Annotated in this window: 17 protein-coding genes; 6 read left to right on the plus strand and 11 right to left on the minus strand. The window is 57.9% G+C overall.

All coding sequences use genetic code 11. From position 1 onward, the window contains the following. Nucleotides 1-380 precede the first annotated feature (380 nt). Entirely contained in the window at nucleotides 381-1,097 is a 717-nt protein-coding gene (locus SIB38_RS14185; RefSeq protein ID WP_412550426.1) for a hypothetical protein, read from the plus strand. Here SIB38_RS14185 and SIB38_RS14190 read toward each other — a convergent pair. The 4 genes from SIB38_RS14190 to SIB38_RS14205 are packed head-to-tail and all read right to left on the minus strand — an operon-like array spanning nucleotide 1,094 to nucleotide 6,934. Then, on the minus strand, nucleotides 1,094-1,936 hold the full coding sequence (locus SIB38_RS14190; protein WP_412550427.1) for a UPF0280 family protein: 843 nt from the start codon (nucleotides 1,934-1,936) through the stop codon (nucleotides 1,094-1,096). The genes SIB38_RS14185 and SIB38_RS14190 overlap by 4 nt on opposite strands. Then, a complete protein-coding gene (locus SIB38_RS14195; RefSeq protein ID WP_294114822.1) occupies nucleotides 1,933-3,387 on the minus strand; it encodes a 6-hydroxynicotinate reductase in 1,455 nt (484 codons plus the stop codon). The genes SIB38_RS14190 and SIB38_RS14195 overlap by 4 nt, the downstream gene beginning before the upstream one ends. Further along, on the minus strand, nucleotides 3,384-6,095 hold the full coding sequence (locus SIB38_RS14200; RefSeq protein WP_412550428.1) for a molybdopterin-dependent oxidoreductase: 2,712 nt from the start codon (nucleotides 6,093-6,095) through the stop codon (nucleotides 3,384-3,386). Before SIB38_RS14200 ends, SIB38_RS14195 begins: the two co-directional genes overlap by 4 nt. After that, nucleotides 6,092-6,934, minus strand: coding sequence for an FAD binding domain-containing protein (locus SIB38_RS14205; RefSeq protein ID WP_412550429.1), 843 nt, complete (start codon nucleotides 6,932-6,934; stop codon nucleotides 6,092-6,094). Before SIB38_RS14205 ends, SIB38_RS14200 begins: the two co-directional genes overlap by 4 nt. Before the next feature lie 122 nt (nucleotides 6,935-7,056). Between SIB38_RS14205 and SIB38_RS14210 the strand changes: the two genes are divergently transcribed. Then, on the plus strand, nucleotides 7,057-7,506 hold the full coding sequence (locus SIB38_RS14210) for a MarR family winged helix-turn-helix transcriptional regulator (protein ID WP_294114828.1): 450 nt from the start codon (nucleotides 7,057-7,059) through the stop codon (nucleotides 7,504-7,506). Between the two features lie 79 nt (nucleotides 7,507-7,585). Here the strand turns inward: SIB38_RS14210 and SIB38_RS14215 are convergent, their stop codons facing one another. The 6 genes from SIB38_RS14215 to SIB38_RS14240 form a co-directional block, all read right to left on the minus strand. After that, nucleotides 7,586-8,281, minus strand: coding sequence for an ABC transporter ATP-binding protein (locus SIB38_RS14215; protein WP_294114829.1), 696 nt, complete (start codon nucleotides 8,279-8,281; stop codon nucleotides 7,586-7,588). After that, entirely contained in the window at nucleotides 8,268-8,990 is a 723-nt protein-coding gene (locus tag SIB38_RS14220; RefSeq protein WP_294114831.1) for an ABC transporter ATP-binding protein, read from the minus strand. Before SIB38_RS14220 ends, SIB38_RS14215 begins: the two co-directional genes overlap by 14 nt. Then, nucleotides 8,987-9,931, minus strand: coding sequence for a branched-chain amino acid ABC transporter permease (locus SIB38_RS14225; RefSeq protein ID WP_412552048.1), 945 nt, complete (start codon nucleotides 9,929-9,931; stop codon nucleotides 8,987-8,989). The genes SIB38_RS14220 and SIB38_RS14225 overlap by 4 nt, the downstream gene beginning before the upstream one ends. Further along, the gene (locus SIB38_RS14230; RefSeq protein WP_294114834.1) at nucleotides 9,931-10,857 is read right to left on the minus strand and encodes a branched-chain amino acid ABC transporter permease; all 927 of its coding nucleotides are present in this window, start codon (nucleotides 10,855-10,857) and stop codon (nucleotides 9,931-9,933) included. Before SIB38_RS14230 ends, SIB38_RS14225 begins: the two co-directional genes overlap by 1 nt. 53 nt (nucleotides 10,858-10,910) lie before the next feature. Further along, the gene (locus SIB38_RS14235; RefSeq protein ID WP_294114836.1) at nucleotides 10,911-12,215 is read right to left on the minus strand and encodes an ABC transporter substrate-binding protein; all 1,305 of its coding nucleotides are present in this window, start codon (nucleotides 12,213-12,215) and stop codon (nucleotides 10,911-10,913) included. Nucleotides 12,216-12,322: 107 nt separating this feature from the next. Continuing rightward, nucleotides 12,323-13,744 (minus strand): hypothetical protein, encoded by a 1,422-nt coding sequence (locus SIB38_RS14240; RefSeq protein ID WP_294114838.1) that lies wholly within the window; start codon nucleotides 13,742-13,744, stop codon nucleotides 12,323-12,325. Nucleotides 13,745-13,907: 163 nt separating this feature from the next. Between SIB38_RS14240 and SIB38_RS14245 the strand changes: the two genes are divergently transcribed. Genes SIB38_RS14245 through SIB38_RS14255 form a run of 3 tightly spaced genes read left to right on the plus strand, consistent with a single transcriptional unit; the run spans nucleotide 13,908 to nucleotide 18,454 of the window. Continuing rightward, a complete protein-coding gene (locus SIB38_RS14245) occupies nucleotides 13,908-14,570 on the plus strand; it encodes a copper chaperone PCu(A)C (protein WP_412550430.1) in 663 nt (220 codons plus the stop codon). 60 nt (nucleotides 14,571-14,630) lie between these two features. Next, on the plus strand, nucleotides 14,631-16,694 hold the full coding sequence (locus tag SIB38_RS14250; protein ID WP_412550431.1) for a hydantoinase/oxoprolinase family protein: 2,064 nt from the start codon (nucleotides 14,631-14,633) through the stop codon (nucleotides 16,692-16,694). Then, nucleotides 16,691-18,454, plus strand: coding sequence for a hydantoinase B/oxoprolinase family protein (locus SIB38_RS14255; RefSeq protein ID WP_294114842.1), 1,764 nt, complete (start codon nucleotides 16,691-16,693; stop codon nucleotides 18,452-18,454). Before SIB38_RS14250 ends, SIB38_RS14255 begins: the two co-directional genes overlap by 4 nt. Before the next feature lie 27 nt (nucleotides 18,455-18,481). Here SIB38_RS14255 and SIB38_RS14260 read toward each other — a convergent pair whose 3' ends face one another. Continuing rightward, nucleotides 18,482-19,696 (minus strand): acyl-CoA dehydrogenase, encoded by a 1,215-nt coding sequence (locus SIB38_RS14260; RefSeq protein WP_294114844.1) that lies wholly within the window; start codon nucleotides 19,694-19,696, stop codon nucleotides 18,482-18,484. A 237-nt stretch (nucleotides 19,697-19,933) separates the two neighbouring features. On the opposite strand from SIB38_RS14260, the gene SIB38_RS14265 reads away from it, so the two are divergent. Continuing rightward, on the plus strand, nucleotides 19,934-20,503 hold the full coding sequence (locus SIB38_RS14265) for a cupin domain-containing protein (RefSeq protein WP_294114846.1): 570 nt from the start codon (nucleotides 19,934-19,936) through the stop codon (nucleotides 20,501-20,503). Nucleotides 20,504-20,507: the final 4 nt, after the last annotated feature.

Consider the following 20,507-nt stretch of genomic DNA (forward strand, 5'->3'; position numbering starts at 1 on the left):
CTCCGTTTGCTTGGCACGGGCCACTTTCTCAATAGCCAAGCCTACCAATCGTCAAGGCGGCTACCCTCGCTGCTTGACGGCGAAATCCTGCCAATAAATCTGTCACTTGGCCAATTTTTGCAAATGGCAGGAATTCTCATAACCTTGGCAAAACCTCCCCATTCTCCTGCCTTTGCAGGCCACTTATATTAGGCCTGAAAGATCCAGCCTTCCCCTTACCACAACCCACCGATATGCGCGCACAACGCATGGCTGTGTCACCTATTCGGGCACTTTCCCCCTGCCAATCCGTAGCGGCGGTAGGCAGGATTTATCTATCAGTCCGCCGTTCTACCCAATCGGATTCAACCATAGAATGTGAGGTTCCTTTGGCCAAAGACGTGATCCCAAATCCTCAGCTTGCCCCTGCCGACACCACTTTGGTGCGCAGCACACGCACGGCCAATTTGGACATGTTGCAGGTCTCAAACCAGGACACCTCTGCGCCCATCCTTCTGTTGCCCGGCCCGACGGAAGAAGATGCCGAGACCACCGCAAGTCTGGCACAAGACCTGCGCCACTTGATGTCTAACACGGGACCCACCATTTATTTGATCCGCTGGAAGTCCTATTGGGCACCGCAGGGACAAACCCGTTTTGCACCCCTGGTGCGGGACCTGAAAGAAATCCTGAATCATCTGACCAAGGCCACGGCTGCGCCCCATATCATGGCCCTTGGTCACGGCGCACTTATTGTGTTGCACGCCAATGGGAATGACGCCGTCTTTGATCCAAAGAATTCACTATCCAGTCTCAGTTTTATGTACCCAAGGTTGGACATTCAGGGACGAAAGCCTCGCCTTCACCCTGTTATTTTTTTACACAAAGTCAGCCTTATAGGATCTGAGCTTGATGTCAAAACCATCGCGCCATCACTGGTGAAACGCGTCTCCCGATCATCGGTTGAGCTTTTTGAAGTCGAAAATGAACACTGGTTTGTCCGGTCTCAGATCAGCGCCGATCCGGCGGTTTTCCCGGACCAAACGCCACGCGGATATGCGGGCAATTGGCTGCGCAGTTGGTTAGATTGGCTGCCACAAGACAACGCAATCCGCTAAGCGGCGGCAATGGCCTTGCCAAGGCTCGGATCACCAAAGGCAACCACCTGGCCCTGCAGAGCCAGCACGCCGCCCCAAATCCCGGCCGACGAGCTTAACCGAAGCGCGAACGCCTTGCCACGCTGCAAAGCTGCAAACATATCCGGCGGGCTCAAACGTGGTACATCTACCGTGACCAGCCTGTTTCCCAGATCACTGTCCAATTGCTGGCTATCCGCAACGGCCCGTACAATGCCTGGATGCCCCGGCACGTCCACTTCGTTGGCGATCAACGTCGCGGCCACATCCGCCAAGGCCGCCGAGCTGGCCAAGACCGTCACCGCATCCGCAATCCCAAACGACAGGCTCCGCCCGCGCCACCCGGACGTGGCAACGCCGCGGACACAGCCCGACCCGTGCAAGGTTGCACGCGCAATGCCGCCGCCCAGATCGGCCACCATCGCTTCATTTGGTCCCAGAACCAGCGCCACATCACCGCCGTTGTTGACATAGGCTTTGTCAATATTTGGGGCCTCGGCAATCACGCGCGCGATCTCATCCGCCACCGCGCCTGCCACAGCAGCCATCGGCGTCACAAAGCCCGGCAAATGCCACTCAACCGCCCCCTGCATGGCACGCGCAATGCCGCCATGAAAACACGCTTGCAGATCCGCAGCTTGACGCAATTTGGGGAGTTCATCCACCAGCTCTTGCAACACGGTCTGAAACCGCAGCGCTGCGCGTTGATACGCAACTGTTTGGCCCGCGCCCCAGATTTCTACAATCAAATCAATGGGCCCATGATGCAGATGCATCCGCTTACCATCCGGTAACCAGGTGATCTGCGCCCCACCTTTCATGGCTTTTTCAACTTGGTGGGCACGATATGCGTGCTGCGCGCATATTGGCCGCCGCCTGCCAGAACGTCGCTTACGCTCCGGACCTGCTCCACGTGCCCGCCCAGCTTCTCGTACACCTCTTGCGACACTGTAAACTCCAACGGCGCAACGATGGCTGGCGTGGGCACCATGCCAAATGCTCCATCCGGCATCTTGGTCACATCCGCCATCAAAGTGATGCCGCCGCCCGGCCAGACGTAAGCCGGCGCCCCGCCAACCGTGACCTTGGCGTTCTGATCCTGCACCGCACGGGTCAACTTGACGGGGTTTTGTGTGACCCCGGATCGCAACGACCCGCCAGCCCCACCCATGAACATCACGGTGCACAGCGCTGGCTCACAGTTCTCCGCAATCAACGCAACAGACGGCGCCAACGCCTCAGGCATCGGGCGTTTTTGCGGCACCAGATCGGCGTCCAACTCATAGTATTCCGCATGTTCGCCAGTGGTGCTCACCATCAACAACGTCAGCCCCTCACGCGCACCTTTTTCCGGCCGCCACGGTCCCAGAATGTCGAGCGGATCCTCAATGTCGGTGCCACCCCAACCCAGTCCCGGTTGCGCCACCTGAAAATACCGCCCCGGCGTGCTGCGCCGTCCTTTGATGCGAATACCCGTGTCAGGCCAATCAATCACTTTGCCCGCCTGATGCTCGCTGACCACGCCGGTGATATGGTCATCCACCACAACAACTTCGTCCACTAAGCCTTTCCACTGGCTCGCAAACATCCCGATCGTGGCGGAACCACAACCAACCCGCATCCGGTCTTCTTTTGTGCCATCAACAATTGGCGCGGCACCGGCCTGAACAACCACTTCCGCCCCATCATCCACTTCCAAAACAACTGGCGCGCGGTTCAGGAGTTGCAGCAGTACATCGCATGTGACACGCCCTTCCGCCTTGCTGCCGCCGGTCAGGTGATCCACACCGCCGAGGCTCATCATTTGCGACCCGTACTCAGATGTTACCATCAGCCCCACGGCCTCGCCCTGACTGCGCACCACCGCACCTTCTGTGCCCAAATGCCGGTCGGTATCAATCTTCACCTTCACGCCGCAGTAGGAGAAAATCGCCTCTGTCACGACAGTGACAAAATCCACACCGTCAATGTCACGGCTCACCAAAAATGGTGCTGGCTTGAAATCCGGATAGGTCGTGCCCGCGCCCACAGCGGTGACAAACAAATCGTCAGTGGACAGTCCATCATGCCAATCGCGCCCTAAGAATGGCCGCACCTCGGTCCCGGCTTCAATTGCACGGTCTAACACCGTTAGCGGATCACAGCGTACAATCTCGCCATTGATATTGGCATAACGATCACAGGCCCCGATCCGGCCCTCCGCCACATAACACATCACCGGACAGGCATCACATCGGATCTTCTCCTCGCGCTGTCTCGGTGTCCGGCTCATGACATGACCGCCTTGATCGCCGCCAACACCCGATCGGGCCGCGCCGGCAATTGCGCCAACACCGCGCCGGTGGCATGGCGGATCGCATTCAAGATCGCCGGTGCTGTCGGGATCAACACGTGCTCCCCCAAGCCTTTGGCGCCCATGGGGCCCTCTGGATCAGGTATCTCAATCAGGTGAGATACGACCTCCGGCATGTCCCCCGTGGTCGGGATCAGATAGTCATGCAGGTTTTCGGTTTTGCCAGGATGAAACTCCTCCATCAGAGCCATCCCTAGCCCCTGCGCAATCCCGCCTTCGATCTGCCCTTCGGCCAGCAAGGGGTTGATCACCTTACCCAAATCATGCGCCGCGGTGATCCTGAGGACCTTCACCGTCCCCAGCGCCACATCCACCTCAACCTCCGCCAGTTGCGCGCCATAGCCGTAAACCGCATAGGGCGCGCCCTGCCCGTTTTCGTCCAAAGCCTCTGTTGGCGGATCATAGGTTTCCTCCGCCCACAGCACATAGCCATGCGCTATCTCAGGCAAATCCCGCAGTGCAATGTCCCGCCGCGCCGCACCGTCTCGCAAGGACAAGACGCCCCCCGACAAAGACATCTCCGCCGCCGCACCCATGTTGCCCAGCTGCAAAATCTGCGCCCGCAATGATTGCGCCGCCAAGACTGCTGCTTTGCCGCTCACCACAGTCTGCCGACTGGCCGAGGTCTTCCCACAGTCCGGTGTCACTGCTGTATCTGCATCAATCAACGTGATCTGATGCACCGGCATACCCAAAGCGTCCGCCGCCATCTGCGCAATCACCGTATTCGCACCTTGCCCAATGTCCATCGCGCCTTGGTGTAAGCAAATCTGACCATCAGATGTGATCCCGATCCGCATTATCGAGGGATTTGGCAAAGCCGTATTTCCGCAGCCATACCAACAACTTGCCACGCCAACACCGCGCAATGTCTTGCGCGGCGAGGCATTCGCGCCCGCCGCTTCAATCAAAGCCGCATCCCAACGTGGCTGCAGCGCCTCCAAGCAGGCCCCGATGCCTACGCCGGCGAGCTCCTGGCCACACACAGTCGGAACACCATCAGACAGCGCATTCAATCGGCGAAACGCCAGCCGGTCCATCCCCACCTGATCCGCCAGTTGATCAAACAACTGTTCTTGCAACGCCGCCGCCTGAGGCACCCCAAACCCGCGAAACGCGCCCGCAACTGGTCCGTTGGTGTGTACCGCACGCGCTTCGGCATCATAGTTCGGGATCACATATGGCCCGCTGGCATGCACCGGCACGCGCACCGCCACGGTGGGCCCCCAGCTGGCATACGCCCCGGTATCAAACGCGCCATCAAAGGCCATCCCGACCAACCGCCCATCCGCATCGGCGCCAATTTTGGCTGTCATTTCAGCAGGATGGCGCTTGGTACTTGCAGCCATGCTTTCCGGCCGCGAGTAGACCATCACACTGGGCTGACCGGTCAGTAAGGTCACCAATCCAACCAGCGGCTGCACCGATAAATCCAGTTTTGCGCCAAACCCACCGCCCGTGGCCGCAGGCCGGATGCGCACACGTTCTTTCGGCAGACCAAGGACTTTGGCGGCGCTCTCCTGATCCAAAACCGGCGCTTGTGTGCAGGCCCGAATGTTGAGCACCTCGCCCTCCATCCATGCTGCGCCAGCCTCCGGCTCGATATAGGCATGTTCCACGTGGCCGGTGCGCAACGTCCCCTCGACAACATGTGCTGCCATATCAAGTGCAGCCTTTGCATCTCCGCGCCTAACAACGCCCGCAATCAGCTGATTGTCCTTACGCGCGGCATGCAAAAGTTTCACCTCAGGATCGGTTGCACTTCGCGTCTCCAGAACCGGTGCCAAAGCCTCCCAAGCCACCGGAAACGCATCCCACTCCAATGCCTCTACAACCGCCTTTGGTCCAGCAACCAAAGCCACGGCCTCACCAACCATACGCGCGGTCTCTTCTGCAAGCGCAGGCTGGTCAGCAAAGCGCTCAATCACGCCAAAACAATTCACGCCGGGAATGTCCTGAGCCGTGAAAACGCGTACGCCTTGCGCAGCGGCCCAAGCCTCCAAGTCCCCAAAGGCAAACCGCGCCGAGGCATACGGGCTGCGCACCGCCCGCACATAAAGCGCGCCGTCTGGAACCACGTCCGCCCCAAAGGCTTCACGCCCCATCACCTTTGCCACGCCGTCCAACCGCTCCACGCGCGCGCCGACGGCTGCGCCCGCCTCTGGTTCCGGCCCCGCGCCGCTACCCGCCGCATCCAGCACCGCGTCGATGATTTTTGCGTACCCCGTGCAACGGCACAGGACGCCCCCTAACGCGGTTTCAACATCGTCTCTGTCCGGCGTTGAATTTGAACGCAGCAGGGCCTCCGCCGCCATCACCATGCCCGGCGAACAGATCCCGCATTGCGCCGCCCCATGCCGCAAAAACGCTTTTTGCAACGCGCTTGGCCCGGCGACGCCCACACCCTCAATGGTTTCAACTTTACGCGCAGCCACCCGCGCCACCGGCGTCAAACAGGCGCACACCGCCGCACCATCCACCAACACCGTACACGCCCCGCAATCGCCTGCGTCACAGCACACTTTTGTACCGCGCAAGTGCAAATCCTCTCGCAACACTTGCGACAAACGTCGCCCCAATGGCACGTCCACAGACCGAGGTTGCCCATTGAGATCAAAGGAAATCATGGAACCTGCTCCAGCACATCTGCGATCGCCCGCTGCACCAGTTCCAGCGCCGCCGCCTCCCGATAGGCCGCATCTCCGCGTACATCCGAAATGGGCGCAAGAACATCCTTCAAGTGCGCAGGACTTACCAATTGGTCAGCTCCTTCTGCACTTGTCCCAATCAATGCTGTTTCCAACGCCGAAGCTCGTTTTGCCACAGGCCCACAAGCGCCCACGCAAATCGCTGCGTCAGTGATTTTTCCGTCTTCCACGGCCAAGCGCACCGCGACCATAGCAATCGAAATCACCAAATGTTTGCGTGCCCCCAATTTCAGGAATCGGCTGTGTCCATGCACGCTCTTGGATGGGATCAAAACAGCACTGACCAACTCATCGGATTGCAGCACAGTTTCCCGTGGACCGGTAACAAACTGCGCCAAATCCACCACGCGCTCGCCGCGCTCGGACACCAACTCAACCTGAGCATCGAGCGTCAACAACGGCGGCATGCCATCTGCCGCTGGCGAGGCATTACAGATATTGCCCGCGACTGTGCCCGCATTTTGTACCTGCGCCCCGCCAACCTCACAGGCCGCCTGTTGCAGCATGTCAAACGCGCGTGGAAGCCGCGCATGTACAATATCCCGCCAGGTTGTTGCCGCGCCAATCCGCCAGCCAGAAGCAGTTTCAAAGATGCCCCGCAGCCCTTCAATGGCCGTGACATCCAAGACATCGCCGCGAAGGTCTTGTGCTTCGGTGGCGGCAAAAACGTCGGTACAGCCCGCCACCGGCCGCGCGCCGGTTGTCGCCAAAATAGCGAGCGCATCTTTCAACTTGCCGGGGCGATGATAAATCCCCATGGTGACCTCTCAAATCGTCAGGGCGCGGCACAAAAACTTGTGTGTATACCAATGGATTTTGCGGCAGCACTGGCACATCTGTCAACAAACCCCAGCGCGTGTCCGCAACAAGGCCCTTTGTGATGACCTCTCAAATCCCAAATATGACCCCATCCGAAGCCGCCGATGGTTACGCTCTGGATGAGCAGGTTGGCTTCCTGATGCGCCGTGCCAATCAGCGGCATTTGGCGATCTTTGCAGAGGGCATTTCCGAGCTGACCCCCACCCAATTTGCCGCACTTGCCAAGCTGTGCGAGCTGGGCGCGGTGTCTCAAAACGCCTTGGGCCGGGCCACCGCCATGGACGGCGCCACCATCAAAGGCGTCGTGGATCGCCTGCGTGCCAAGAATCTCGTGACCAGCTCTCCCGACCCGGACGACCAACGTCGTATTCTGCTGAAGCCAACGGCCTCCGGCTGGGATCTGTTTGAAGCCGTCGCGCCCACCGCGCACGCCATCACCAAAGACACGCTGGCCCCGCTCAATGAGGCGGAACAAACCATCTTTCTTTTGCTGCTTCAAAAACTGACTTAATCGCCAGAGCGCACGCCAAATTTGCACCTCCGCAAAACAGTCGCGATACAGACGCAATACCGACGTGGTTTTTGAGGCTTCAAACCCCAAGATGATGCGCCAGTTTTTTCGGCTCAGTGGCCACCGCGTCACGGCTCAAAACCCCACACATTCGCCCGTTCTCGAGCAGCGCCACCTGATCGGCTAGAGCCACAATGGCGTCCATCCGCTGCTCCACAAGAACAACGGCGACCCCCTGATCGCGCATCTGCTCCGTCGCGTCTCGAATGGCTTCAATCATGGAAGGTTGCAGCCCCTCGGTAGGCTCATCCAACAGCAATACCTTGGGCCGCAAACACATCGCCCGTCCCATCGCCAACATCTGTTGCTCGCCCCCACTTAGCGTATTGGCGCGTTGACCGTACCTCTCTTCAAGTCTCGGAAAAAGCTGGAGTACTTCCTCTAGGACAGAAGCGTCCTTACCATTTGTCAAGCGCCCCACCGCCAGGTTCTCACCCACGGTCAGCTCGCCAAACAGCCGCCGTCCTTGCGGCACGTAGCCTATGCCTTGTTGCGGCACTTTATGCGGTGCCAAATCGGACAATAGGACGTCTCCCAAACGCACCGCGCCAGCCATCAGCGGCAGCAATCCCATGATTGCTTTCACCGTGGTTGTCTTCCCGGCCCCATTGCGCCCAACAAGGCACAAGATCTCACCCGGCCGTGCCTCAAACGACACCTCCCGCAACACCTGCGCGCGCCCATACCCGGCAGAGACCCCTTCAAGCCGCAGCATCGCCGCCTCCCAGATAGACCGCCTGCACCTCGGCACTGGCTTTGACATCGTCAGGCGTGCCCTCGAAAAGAACCTTACCGGCGTCCAAAACCGTCACAAAATCAGCAACTTGCATGACCACATCCATATTGTGCTCAATCAGCAAAACGGTGATGTTTCCGCGCAACTCATCGATCAATGTATTGAAAGCGGCCACCTCACCGTCCGCCAATCCTTGCGTTGGCTCGTCCAAAATCAACAGTTTCGGAGACTGCGCCAATCCCATGGCAATTTCCAACAACCGCTGATGCCCATAGGACAAATCCCCGGCAACCTCAGATCGTCGGTCCAAGAGGCTAACGCGGTCCAAGGCCACATTCACCGTTTCAATCACGCGCCGATTTTCCGAAACCTTCCGCCGCGCCGCCAGCGCTACGTTTTCCAACACACTTAAGTTTGGAAAAACCGACGTGATCTGAAAGGTATAACCCATACCCGCCGCAATCCGCTTGTGCGCGGGCCAAACCGTCACGTCCTGACCGTCAAATGAAACGGCTCCCGACGACGGAGCAATACGTCCGGACAACATGCCAACGAGTGTGGTTTTTCCTGCCCCATTTGGTCCAATCAAGGCTCGGACCTGGCCTTCAGGGACAGAGAGCGATACGTCCTCAACAGCCACCAAGCCATTGAAGTGTTTACTCAACCCTTTCGCAGACAGCAAACTCATGGCAACCATCTCCAGACCCGGCGGCGCAGTTCACCCATCAATCCTTGAGGTGCAAAAAGCGTGAGGAACACCAACACCACACCAGCGATCAGCATGTAGGCCGTGGTGATCCCGGAGCTGAGGTCAATCAGGTAGAACATAAACAGCGTGCCGATCAACGGACCCAACACCGTGCCCGCGCCACCCAAGAGCACCCAAAGCAATGGGAAAATGGAGTATTGAACAGAAGCAAACGACGCGCCCACATAGCCAAACAACAACCCATAGCTGGCTCCGGCCAGTGCGGACAAACTGGCGGACAACACGACGGCGGCCAGCTTATATCGTGCCACGTCATACCCAAGCATTCGGGCCCGATCTTCATTTTCACGAATGGCAATGAGAACTTTGCCAAAGCGGGATTGCACAGCCAGGTAACACATTATGAAGACGGCGCAGAAGACTGAAAAGGCTGCAAAATACCGTACCGTTGGATCGGAAAGATCCAAAGACAGTAGCACGCGATCTGCCTGCGCAATCACAAAGCCTTCGTCGCCGCGCGTGTAAGCGCCAAAGTACAACACAGTCAGATAGCCAGCTTGGGCAAACATCAGTGTCACGATCATGAAGGCCACGCCTTCGGTACGTAACGCCAATGCACCAATGACCGCACCGACCAGTGCGCCCAGTAGAATGCCAACCATCAAGGCAATGCCCGCGCTCAAGCCAAACTGCGACATTGCCAGTCCCATGCCATATAGCCCGGCAGCAAAGAACAACGCGTGACCAAGGCTCAACAACCCCGTGTAGCCGAATAACAAATTGTAACCCATCGCGTAGCTGGCCAGCACCATGATCCGCGCCAGGTTGCCGTGATGGTAAGCGGGAAGCACAAACTGCAAGGCAAACAAAACAACCAAGACGCCACCATGAAGCAGCAACGATTTCTGCATGCCTCCCATCATGCCTTTCGGGCTCCGAACAAGCCTTGCGGGCGGAACACCAATACAAGCGCAACCAATAGCGTCGCGAGGATTTTTGCCAGTGTCGGAGAGAAGAAAACCGAAATAATTCCGTCAGATAACCCAATCAGCAGAGCGGCCAGGACCGTACCGGGTAAGCTGCCCAGCCCCCCGATGATGACCACAATAAAGCTCAGCAACAGCGGATCATGCCCCATCAAGTAGTGCGCCTGTTGGATAGGCACGATCAGCACCGCAGCCAAAGCCGCAATGCCGGCCCCAAGGCCAAACACCAGAGCGTAAACCCGCTCAACCGGGATGCCAAAAGCCAAGGCCATATCGCGATCTTGTTCTGTGGCGCGCATCAAGAGCCCCAGCTTGGATCGCGTCATCAAGAGCCACAATCCAATCAATACCAGGACCGCTGCGCCGATCACGGCCAGTTTGTAGCTGGTGATCGAAAGGCCCCAAGGCCAATAAAGACTGATCTTCCCATCGACAAACTCAAACCATGGCAAAGCAATGCGCGTGTTAAACGGCGGCACAACTGGCCGCGCATCTGGCCCATAGGTCATCAACGTAACCTGCTGCAAAATATACAGGATACCAATTGTCGCAACGATCGTGCGTTCAGGATCGTAGTCAATCCTCTTCAGGATGGTCATGTCCGTGATCGCAGCCAAAAGCCCAACCAAAACCGGCACGACAATAAGCGCCACGACAAAGCCAAAAGCGGCTGAGCCGCCCAGTATATGGGTCACCCACCAGGCCAAAACTGCGCCAAGCATAAAAAACTCACCATGGGCGACATTCACCACCCGCATCACGCCAAACACCAGCGCCAATCCCGACGCCGTCAACGCCAGAACCGCCGCAGTGACAGCGCCCTCCAATGTGGCGAGCATCAAATAAGGTCCAAAATCCATCTACACCCCTGCCTCAATATGGGCGCGACACAGACGCCGCGCCCTAGCTCTCATCAGAGGGCCTGCGTGGTGTAATCCACCTCGTCCGGATAGAACGTGTCCTCAATCGACGTGGTGTGCACCAAAAGCAGTTTTCCATCGACCACCTTGGTGATGTACTGATGCCCAAATACTTGGTGGGTTTTGCCGTTGAAGATCTTTGCGCCCTGCGGATGCGCGTTGGAATGCGGCATGTCGGTCATGGCTTCCACAGCCTCAACCAGCGCAGCCCGGTCCTGCGGCCCGCGGTATCCGGCGCTCTCCATACCCGCTTTGACCACGTGCAACGTTTCCCAGCAGCCAAACATGTGCGCATAGGTCGACACGTCTTTGGGATCGCTCACAGAGGCACCATTGGCATCCACACCAACACGCTCGCGGAAGAAGGCGTCATATTCGGACTGATCTTCCTGCGCATAGCGCGGATTGCCTTCCCAAAAGTAGGTGCCATCCAGGAATTCAAGCCCTGGGCTGCCAATGTCCACCGCTTCCAGACTGTCGATAAAGCCAAACATCTCAGGGCGTTGCGGCCCAAAGAACTCGCCCAGCTCCTTCACAAAGGTCAGCACGGCCGGCCCCACCATGACATGGTAAATCACCTCCGTGTCGCGCGGAATTTTTGGGAAATACTTGGTGAACGAGGTTTCTGTCGGCGGGATCGCAATATGTTCCAGAACCTCCCCCCCCTGCGCCTCAATCGCCGCAGTGAAGTAGTCGCGATGGTCATGGCCAAACGCGAAGTCTGGGAAGATCATCGTGACCTTCTTACCAAGGTTCTCTGCCACAAATGGCGCCATCGCCTGCACCTGGCTTTTCACGTCAGTGATACCTGGCTGGAGAGTATAGCGGTTCAACATCCCACTCGCCACATGATGGCCTTCAGACACCACAAAATACGGCAGTTTCAATTCTCCTGCGCGCGGCGCAGAGCCAATCACAACATGGGAGAACAGAGTCCCAAAACCGATGTCACAGTTGTGCTGGGTGGCAAATTTTTCGACCACTTCCGCCCCACGTTTGGGATCGGTCCCGTCATCTTCGGCCACAATCTCCAGCGGACGCCCGTTGATCCCACCTTGCTCGTTGATCAGGGCCGCTGCGGCTGTGGTTGTGCGATCATACCACCGCCCATAGGCGGCGCCGATACCGGTCCGGTGCACCTGAAAACCCACTTTGATTGGCTCGGACGTTTTTGCGCCTGCGTAGCGCGCCCATAGCGGCATGGCAGCTGCGGCGCCCCCGCCAAGCGCCAAAGTCTTGAGCGCATCACGGCGCGTTGGCTGCGCGCCTGTTACTGGTACGGTCTTGGATTTGGTCATCACTTTACCCCCTGTGTTCACATGGTCTGTGACCGAAAATTCCGTTACTCTTCACAGCTGTTAGAGTGCGAATGAATGACGGTTCTGTCTAGAGGGCGCGTGTTGTGTCAGAAGCCGCGCGGCGATGCAAGCAGCCAAAGGCCAAAAAATGTGTAGCAAATCATAAAGATAGCGAGGGGCACCTGAGACAGCAGCGCCGCACGGCCAGTGCCGAAGTGTTTCACAGCCACGGCATGAGCCAGTAAAACCGCCACGATATGGCCAATCACAACGCCACCCGCCTGACACAGCCAGAGGACGCGCACACTCTCTTGAGTGTTGAAAAACCCAGTGGTGACGTAGACCTGTCCGAGCCCCAATAGATCCTGCCCCCGCGCCCAAGGATCTGTCGCCGCGATCAACGCATATTGCGCCTCCACAAGAAAGCTCGTGAAATAATGGGCAAAGTGGTAGCCAAGCGCGATGGGCAACACCGTCGGCGCGAACAGACAAAACGCCTGACCTAGTCCAATGTCGGTAATTTTACCAAGCTTCAGGCCCATCCAAAGCGTCGCAACAAAGACCACAACCAACAGCAGGTTGCTAAGCGCCAAGCCGCCGAGCGTTTGCCAGACAACGGCTGACCGCCCGGGAAACTCCAACGGGTTCAGGCCAAGTTGCGCCAACCACCAGAAAGTCTCATTCACACCGTCAAAGCTGCCACTGCCGAGAACCAACAAACAAAGTAACGCCGGACCAAAGGCCAGCTTAGTATTCTGCGCAATCTGCCATCCCCAAAACCCGATAGCTCGCCGACTGCCGCGACGTCCCAACGGCGCCAAACGCGCATAAAGACGCATCACCATGCTGATGCCTTCTGCACTCAACATCCAACGTGGCCCAAACAGCAGTGCGCCAATCAGATGAAACATCCAATAGCCCAGGACCGCTCGGGCAAGCCGGGCCGGATCGGAGGGTGCGATGTCGGCAAGTAAAAAGGCGACAAAAGCCATAAAGGACGCCAGTCCAACGGCATGGCCAATTTGCGGTGGAAACCGCAGCAGCGGTTGGAATCCAATCAAAGGACGCAACACACGAACCACCCCTGACCACGGATTGATCCAGCGCCAGATGTCGCCAACAAACCCTTGCACAAACACCAAGCCAACCCACCAAACCGTCCAGAGTGTCAGCGGCAGCGGATTGGCCAATGGGTCCCGCGGTCCCTCCAAACCGATGTAAACCAGCCAAAGTAGAAAAACGCTGGATAGCAAGCTGGTAACAGTCGGCAGACCCCACATTTGCACCCGCCAAAGCCACAGCGGCCGGAACAGGTTTCTGACTGCGTTGTCCGGCAGAAACACCAGCATTGCGACGGTGAGTGCCACAGCCAAAACACCAGACGCGATATACATATCCGTCGGCAGCAGCAGCACAAAACCACCCTCCGAAGTATGTGCCTGCGCCGCGGTGCCAACCGTTGTAACACCTGCAAACACAGAGAATAACATGCGTTTCCGAAGCTTGTTTACGGGCGGAGTGTGGGACATCGTGGCTATCATACGGCGACTATAGCGACGGGCAAAAGAGATGAAAGCGCGAAAGATTTTGGGTTTTGGGGCCGTCTTCGGAGCAGTTTTTGCCGCCGGAATTGTGTTCCTAAAGCCCGCAAAGTCACCTCAAATACTCCTCTCCAACGCCACCGCCGCGCCCTTGGAAACCGACCCCAATCAACTGGCGGTCTTTGTGAAAATCGACAACGCTGGCCAACCGGACACGCTTCTCTCTGCCAGCTCACCAGAAGCCCAAACCGCTACCCTAAGCGAGCGATATGGACCGCTTGCCGTTCCGGCAGATAGTACAGCTTCCTTGGCCGCAGATGGCGTATTTCTACAACTCAACGACCTTTCTGGATCACTGGATGATGGCCGCACGGTCCCAATTTCACTAACCTTTGCGCATGCCGGAACGCTCACCACTCGCGCTCGGATTATCGCGCCGCAAACCAAAGGTGACGCTTCCAACTACGGACTTTTCGGTATCGGTGACATCTGTCAGGTCGGCGACGGCGAACCGGCGCCAAATATCTCCTTGGAAGCCACGAAAATCGAGGCTGGCTGGAAAGTCTTGGTCACGTCTGAGGACTTCGAATTCACGCCAAACCTTGTCGACGGCCCGCACGTTCCCGGCACGGGTCACGGTCACATTTACCTCAACGGCTTGAAGCTTGGCCGCCTCTATTCAGCAGAGACAACAGTCGGCCACTTACCACCTGGTCAGCACGAGATTCGCGTGACTTTGTCCACAAATGACCACCGCGCCTATGTTGTTGGCGACGCTCCTGTCACCGCTTCGATTCGAATTCACAGCGATTGACAGGTAAATATCCCAGCCTCCATCATTTGCATGCAAATGGATTTGCACGGAGGATCGCGGGTGGCCGAATCTGAAAACACGCAAACCGGCACGGTCGTGGGCGTCGATGTCGGCGGCACCTTTACCGATCTTGTGGCGCTAAGCTCGGAAGGTCTCCGCCTCGCCAAAGTGCCCAGCACGGTCGAAGATCAGTCCCAAGGCGTCCTGAACGCACTGGCATCGGCCAACTGCGAAATTGCTGCGCTTGATCTTATTGTGCACGGCACCACGACCACCACCAACGCCGTTCTTGAGCGCAAGCTGGCCCGCACAGGCCTGATCACCACGCAAGGATTTCGCGACATTCTGGAGCTTGGCCGCCGAACCCGGCCACAGGCTTATGGGATGTTTGGTGAATTTAAGCCCCTCATCCCCCGCGATCTGCGCTTTGAAGTACCGGAACGCATGGACAGCGACAGCAACATTCTCACGCCCCTCGATATCGAAGCCGTCAAAACGGCGGCCAATACTTTGCTGGAGAAAGGATGTGAGGCTGTCGTTGTGCACTTCCTGCATTCCTACGCAAATCCCACGCATGAACTGCAGGCGGTAGAAGTGCTGCACAAGCTCTGGCCCAACGACTACATCACCGCCGGTCATGCCTTATTGTCGGAGAGCCGCGAGTATGAGCGCGGCGTTACGGCAGCGGTAAACGCATCCGTGCAACCGGTGCTCAGTAATTATGTGGACCGCCTGTCTCACGCTTTAACAGACCAAGGCTATGCTCGAGACTTGCTGATCATGAATGGCAACGGCGGCATGGTCAGTGCACAGTCGGTTTCCAAGGAAGCCGCCAAAACCGTGATGTCTGGCCCAGCGTCTGGAGTCATGGCAGCCGCGTTCACAGGCCGCGCGGCAAATGAACCCAACCTGATCACCTACGACATGGGCGGCACGTCAACGGATGTGGCTTTGATCCGGGATGCCACGCCCTCCGTCTCCAACGAAATCGAAGTCGAATACGGCATGCCCATCCATGTGCCGATGGTGGATGTGCGCACGGTTGGCGCAGGTGGCGGCTCAATTGCCAAGATCAACGGAGGCGGGCTTTTGGAGGTTGGCCCTGAAAGCGCTGGCGCAACCCCCGGCCCGATCTGCTATGGCCGCGGCGGCACGCAACCCACAATCTCTGACGCCAACTACCTTCTTGGCCGTCTACGCCCATCAGGCCTATCACTGGACGAACAGTTACAGCGGTCCAAAGAGGTCCGTCGCGCTTTTACCGAACACCTTGCCCCGGCCTTGAAATGCTCCGCTGTCGAAGCCGCCGAAGCTGTTGTGCAGGTGGCAAATACGAAAATGGCCGGCGCAATCCGAATGGTGTCGCTCTCTCTTGGCGCCGATCCTCGCGATTTTGCGCTGTTTGCGTTTGGCGGTGCCGGCCCTTTGCACGCCGCAGCTTTGGCAAAAGAACTCGACATCCCACGCGTACTCATCCCGGCCCGACCTGGGCTCACCAACGCCCTGGGCTGCGTGGTGGCCGACTTGCGACATGACTTTGTGCGCACAATCAACACGCCTTTGTTCGACCTGCCATCGGGCAAGCTAGCTGACATTTTTGGCACATTAATATCCAAGGGAAAGGCTCTGATTGCAAAGGAGACTATCTCTTTGGACAGCGTAGACACCATCCTCTCTCTCGATATGCAGTTTGTCGGCCAGACCCACCTTCTCCGCGTTCCGGTTGTCGACCAGCAGATGTCACTCGACGCACTGCAGGCGCTCTTCGAAGACGCGTATTTGAGCCGGTTTCAGGTTGCGCTTGACGACATGCCCGCCGCAATCGTGAACGTAAACTGCTCCATTGTAGGCCGCCGTCCACCTTTAGACCTCTCATTGCTCTCCTGCCCCACGTCCCGCGCGAAAACTCTGGGAAGCGCCCAAACCGATACCCGAAACGTATTCTTCGGAAACACCTGGTTGGAAACCCCCGTCTGCAATCGGAAGGCACTGCCAAGCGACGCAGCCATAAGTGGCCCTGCCATCATCGAACAAATGGACACCACAATTGTTGTTCCGCCAGAGGATCACGTCACATCGGATGCCGTTGGGAACCTGATCCTCCATGTGGGAGGTGGCGCATGACGCTAGACCCGATCACCCTCACCGTCATTCAAGCCGGGTTGCAACAGGTTTGCGACGAAATGGATCTGGCGTTCTCCCGCGCGGCTTTTTCTCCAGTGATCGCCGAGGCCAACGACCGCTCCGACGGCATCTATGCCGCCTCTGACGGCGCTCTGATTGCGCAAGGAACCGCAGGCTTGCCTGTGTTTGTCGGCACCATGCAACATTCCACACGGACCTTGATCGAAATGATCAACTCCAGCGATGTCGCGGCGCCCAACCCGGGCGACATCTATATCGTCAATGACCCCTACTTGGGCGGCACACACCTGATGGACGTGCGCTTTGCCAAACCGTTTTACCGTGACGGAGAAATCTTCTGTTGGCTGTCCAACACAGGTCATTGGCCGGACACAGGCGGAGCCGTGCCTGGTGGATTTTCCGCGTCCGCGACGGCCGTTGAGCAAGAGGGGTTGCGCTTACCGCCCGTCAAGCTGTTCAAGCAAGGAGTTCTGGACAAAGAGATTTTTGCAATTATCCAGTCCAACATTCGCGTGGCCGAGCAACGCATTGGCGACGTGCAAGCACAGGCCGCGGCCCTGCTTGTCGGTGAAACCCGTCTCGCGGCCCTGCTCGACCGTTACGGCGACGCTACCGTTTCCAACGCAATCTCCGAACTCAACATGCGCGCTTCTTCCCAAATGCGCGCCTGCTTGAAGAACATCCCCAACGGGATCTACCGCTCCCAAGCCTACGTGGACAGCGATGGCGTGGTGAACACGCCGTTGACCATCGCGCTCAATGTCACCAAAACCGACGAAGAGCTGACGTTTGACTTCCAAGGCAGCAGCCCGCCCTGCTTGGGTCCGATGAACTCGGTGCGCGCCACAACGCACAGCGCAGTCTATCTCGGCATGCGCCATATCTTCCCCGACGTGCCCATGAACGCTGGCGCTTTTGCACCTTTCACTATCACAGGCATCGAAGATTCATTCCTGGATGCCAAATACCCTCGCCCGGTCTCTGGCTGTGCCGCCGAAGTATCTCAACGCATCGCCGAAGCGGTCTTTGCCGCGCTCGTTCAAGCCATCCCCGAAAAAGTCACAGCGGCTCCCGCTGGGACCAGCGGAAACTTTGCGCTTGGCGGTTTTGATCCCACGCGCAGTCGCAACTACGTCATGTATCAAATCTCTGGCGGCGGTTATGGCGGCAATGCCCAGCACGACGGCCTCTCAAACGGCTGCTCAACAATCGGCATTTCCAAGGCACCACCCATTGAAATCATGGAGCAAGCCTACCCGGTGCTCTATCGTCATTACGCCTTACACGAAGGCTCCGGCGGCGCAGGTGAACATCGTGGGGGTTTTGGTCTGGACTATGAGGTCGAATTGCGTCGCGGTGAGGCCAAGGCCAGCTTCGTCATGGACCACGGACGCTTTGGTCCGCAAGGTGCTCGCGGTGGCTGTGACGGCGAGGTCAACAAGGTCACGGTGTATCGCGATAGTGCGCCCTACACGCCCGAACACTTGTCAAAGGAACAAGACATTCCGCTAAATGCAGGTGACCGGGTGCACGTGCAAACGCCTGGCGGAGGTGGGTATGGCAATCCGTTGGAGCGCGACCCTCAACTGGTTGCCGAAGACGTCCGCTTGGAGCGCTATTCCCCGCATCAGGCAAAGATTCTATTTGGCGTGGTGATCACATCATCGTTTGAGGTGGACCGCGCGGCAACGTCGTCTCTTAGAAGAGAAAAGCGCGCCACCCTCAGTGACGCGCCTTAACTTTACGACATTACAATCTGAAAAGTATCAGAAAAATGCCTGCAGACCGGTCTGCGCACGCCCAAGGATCAGTGCATGCACGTCATGTGTGCCTTCATAGGTGTTCACCGTTTCCAGGTTCACCATGTGACGGATCACACCAAATTCCAGGCTGATGCCATTGCCGCCGTGCATGTCACGAGACAGACGCGCAATATCCAGCGCCTTGCCACAGTTGTTGCGCTTGATGATCGACACCATTTCCGGCGCCGCTTGGGCCTCATCCATCAAACGGCCAACCCGCAGCGCCGCCTGAAGACCCAGCGAAATCTCGGTCTGCATATTGGCCAGCTTCAGTTGGAACAGCTGCGTCTGAGCCAAAGGCTTGCCAAACTGCTTACGGTCGAGCCCGTACTGGCGCGCCGCGTGCCAGCAGTACTCCGCTGCCCCCATTGCGCCCCAGGCAATGCCGTACCGCGCACGGTTCAGACAGCCAAACGGCCCTTTCAACCCTTCGACATTTGGCAACAGCGCATCTTCTGACACTTCCACATTGTCGAGCACAATCTCGCCGGTAATCGACGCGCGCAGCGACGCCTTGTGCATGATCTTTGGCGCGGACAGGCCTTTGGTACCCTTGTCCAGAACAAAGCCACGGATTTTGCCGCCGTGCGCATCGGACTTGGCCCAAACCACAAACACATCCGCGATTGGGGAATTGGAAATCCACATCTTGGCGCCATTCAGCACGTAACCGCCGTCCACTTTCTTGGCGGTGGTCTTCATGCTGCCCGGATCAGAGCCCGCATCCGGTTCGGTCAGACCAAAACAGCCAATCCACTCGCCAGACGCCAGCTTCGGAAGGTACTTCTTGCGCTGTTCTTCAGAGCCATAAGCGTAGATCGGATACATCACGAGCGAGCTCTGCACCGACATCATCGAGCGATAGCCGCTGTCCACACGCTCCACTTCACGCGCGACCAACCCATAGGTCACATAGCCCGCTCCGATGCCGCCGTATTCTTCAGGAATGGTGGTGCCCAGCAGGCCCATCTCGCCCATCTCGGCAAAAATCGCCGGATCGGTCTCTTCCTTCTCAAACGCCGCAGTCACCCGAGGCGCCAGCTTCTCATCACAATACGCGCGCGCGGCATCGCGCAACATGCGCTCATCTTCTTCCAGCTGGCTTTCAATCAGAAACGGGTCTTCCCAGTTGAACGAACCCAATTCCGGTTTGGACTGTGGTGCCAGATCCTTGGCCATGGTATCTCCTTCTGTCCGCCCACACAGGGGCGCAAAACATCAATTTCCGTTGCCGCCCAACATGTCCGACCCTGCCCCTGCGTCAAGGCAACCGAGGACAAACGTCGCAACGTCGCGAAAACTTTCTTGCCTTCTATTGCGCAGAATATTGAGCATTGCTAGACCTTATTGATCAAAGTTTCGTTGCGTCCTGTTGGCGCAGTATACCACAGCCACAGGCCCAGAGCGGAGGCTCCGATGAGCGACACGTTTGACATAGGTGATCGCCTTAAAAAATTACGCCTATCTGCGGGATTAAGCCAGCGTCAGCTGGCGCAATATGCTGCCGTACCGCATGGGCAGATATCCATGATCGAAACCAACCGATCCAGCCCCTCTGTGGCCAGCTTGCGCAAAATTCTGGGCGGTATGGGCATGTCGATGGCCGAGTTTTTTGAGCCGGAAACCCATGAACCGGGTCAAGTCTTCTTTGGTCCAGAGGCGCTCTCTGACCTTACGTCACAACTGGGCACTGAGGCTTCGAAACTGACCCTCAAACAGGTAGGCAACGCCAAAGACCACGGCTTGCAAATCCTGCGTGAACACTATGCCCCAGGGGCTGACACCGGAGAAACCATGCTATCCCACCCCGCAAACGAAGGCGGCATCGTGCTCTCGGGCGAAATCGAAGTGACCGTAGGCAGCCAAACCCAAATCCTGCGCGCAGGGGACAGCTATCTGTTTGACAGCCGACAACCCCACCGCTTCCGCAATATCTCTGACAAACCGGCGGAGGTGGTTTCCGCCTGCACGCCGCCCTATCTCTGAAGGC

The sequence above is a fragment of the Shimia sp. MIT910701 genome, assembly GCF_047126315.1.
Taxonomy (GTDB): Bacteria; Pseudomonadota; Alphaproteobacteria; order Rhodobacterales; family Rhodobacteraceae; genus Shimia.